At 27.1% G+C, this 2,584-nt stretch carries 2 protein-coding genes and 1 pseudogene; 1 reads left to right on the top strand and 2 read right to left on the bottom strand.

Annotated elements, in window-relative coordinates:
* Positions 1-332: 332 nt before the first annotated feature.
* Positions 333-608, bottom strand: coding sequence for a hypothetical protein (locus N456_RS08875; RefSeq protein WP_062056046.1), 276 nt, complete (start codon positions 606-608; stop codon positions 333-335).
* Between the two features lie 347 nt (positions 609-955).
* Positions 956-1,186 carry a hypothetical protein gene (locus N456_RS08880; protein WP_062056048.1) on the bottom strand — a complete coding sequence of 77 codons (231 nt, stop codon included), beginning with the start codon at positions 1,184-1,186 and terminating at the stop codon, positions 956-958.
* A gap of 323 nt (positions 1,187-1,509) precedes the next feature.
* On the opposite strand from N456_RS08880, the pseudogene N456_RS25395 reads away from it, so the two are divergent.
* A pseudogene (locus N456_RS25395) lies at positions 1,510-1,714 on the top strand (integrase core domain-containing protein); the annotation flags it as partial.
* Positions 1,715-2,584: the final 870 nt, after the last annotated feature.

Genomic DNA, 2,584 nt, shown 5'->3' on the forward strand with positions numbered 1-2,584 from the left:
CCCTATATAAAGATAGAACTTCACTTGGGATGTAGCTTATAAAGTATCACACAAACACTAATATTATTATAAATTAGACTACCTACTTAATTTTAAGACTATTATTGCTGTAAGAGATTCTATTTTCATTTCCAAAGGAGTTTTACAAGATCAAGACCAATTGTTAGAGTCTAGTCAGAGTGCTAAACAGGTTAGGGAAGAATATGATTGAAAGTAATTTTGTAGATTTCTCAAAGAAAACAGAATTAACACCAGAGCAATTAGAGATTAGGGTTTTGTAAAAAGAGTTACGATAGAATAATTTTTAGTAAGAACGTTGTTGTGCAAAGTTTTTATTTTCTCAAATCAGATTTTTTTCTAATGTCATTAGGTATGACATCTTTATGAACTAAAACTGAAATTGTTTTCAGTAATAACGCTTTTTTTGACATATACACATAATCACCATATCTATTATTTCCTTCAGAATTTTTCAACAAATAATATGGATTGCCTTTTGTGTCTTCAGCGATTCCAACTATATACATATTATGTTCATCGGCAGTAGTTTTATTTTTAAAAGTAGTTTGCCTTAATTCTTGAGTGATAGGACTTTCTTCCTCATTCACCGTCAATTTTAATAAACCAGTATCATAATCAAAGTTTGGTTCTGATGCATCACCATCCCAAGCTAAACTATAGCCTGATCCTAACGCATAATCAATTACATTTTCAAAATCCTTTATAAGTAAGTTTAAATATTTATTTGAATTCCAGTTCGCAGGAATGTCTAAAACAAACTTTTTGTAAAAATCACTGTGAGAATAGCTTGCTATTTCTATATAATTGTCAGGTTTTATGCCAACAAATTCTTTTGCAAATGAGTTAAGTGAGTATAGTTTCCCTTTATAAATAAAGGTATTAAAGACAGTTCCTAAATACGCATCTAAAACTGTTTCAACTGATTTTTTTCCAGCTATATGGTTTTACGCCCATAACCAGAAGTACCGACAGATTTTACCATTGCAAGAAGAATATTATCCTTTTCAACGTGATCGTGTTGCCAATCTTTATCAATGATACCATTGTAAACATCTTCTGGTACTGCTCCAAATTTTTTGTACGCATCTAGTACACTAAATGTCAAATCACCAGTATCAAACCAGTTTTTTCCTTTTGTTTCGATAAATTTTTCTGCTTTTCCCATATAAGTTGGCTTAACATAAAATATTGGCGAAAGCGAAATTTCATCTTTGCCTAAACGGATGGCTTCAGTTTCTAAAAAAGAAGTAGTAGCAAAACTCCAACAAGTTCCTGATTACTGTTGATTTTTTAATAGCGAGGTTTTTACTAATTTCAAAATCTTAAATTCTCCCTTTTCTTGGGAATAGAATTTAAAGTTTATTAAAACAGATAAAAGAATGAAGTAATATGTTCTTATAATTTTTTCTTTAAAGACAAAGAAGTAATTAATTTGTTACAGTTAGATAATCCTAGGTTGTGTCAAATTTTGCACAACACCAATATAACACTCAATCCATGAGCAGAAAAGGGAATTGTTTGGATAATGCTGCGACTGGATCCTTTTTTAAAACAATAAAATACGAATGTATTTATCGCTATAAGCTTGCTTCTTATTTACAAACATATCATTACTATTAGGTATGTCAAATGGTATGATACCCAAAGATTATATTCTTCTTTGAGGTATAAAACTCTATTAATAGTACAATGATTATAAAAAAATAGCTTAATGAAATTGTTCTAAATTTATTAGATAATCCATTTTAGAGTGCCTAAAAATAACAATATAAATTCTTTGTATAATATGATATTGATTAGATATTTTATTGGTTTAATATTTCTTTTTTCATGTAAAAAAGATAATAATTATTGTATATCTAATTTAAGATTTACGAGAAGTTATAATATTCCATCACCAGATGTGATTTCTGTAACAATTGATAGGAATGTTTTTTTAAAGGATCAATTTACAATAGAGATTATGTAGCTAAACTTTTTTTATTAAAGAAGGCGATACTTTAAAAAAAACGCAGATATTTCAAAAAAAGGATGAATATAAAAACAGTTAACTTTTTTAACCACTAGATTAATAGATGTTGGATATACTATTTATGTTAAAAATTAACTAATTTAAGGAAGAGATTTTAATTGTTTTAAAGATAAAAGGAAATTTAACTACTATGCCCGATTTAATAATACGATCAATAAAAAAAATTAAATATAAGGAAGTAAAATTTGTGACTAGTAGAAATATCAACAAGAAATAAACGATGAAAACAACTACATTATTGTAACTATTTTTTGTTCTCATCAGTGAAATAAAAATGTTTAGGTTCAAAAAAGAAATAGAAGAATAGATTTAGTTCCTTATTTTAAATCTAAAAAAGCAAAGTTTCTTGATTATAAATCTTTTTTTTGAAAAGTGTATTAGTTATGTGGAGGATTAATAATCAAAAATAAGATGAGAAGATTTTCCATCAGAGAAGAGGTAGTGGGAAGTGAAGATTATAGTGTAATACAGTACTACATAAAAAAAACAAAGATTAACTCTTTTATTTTCAGTTGATTGTTAAGTTAATGT

Source organism: Aquimarina longa SW024 (assembly GCF_001401755.1).
Classification (GTDB): domain Bacteria; phylum Bacteroidota; class Bacteroidia; order Flavobacteriales; family Flavobacteriaceae; genus Aquimarina; species Aquimarina longa.

Excerpts from the sequence above, each read along its gene's own strand:
- N456_RS08880 (WP_062056048.1), bottom strand. The coding sequence starts at position 1,186 with ATGGGAAAAGCAGAAAAATTTATCGAAACAAAAGGAAAAAACTGGTTT.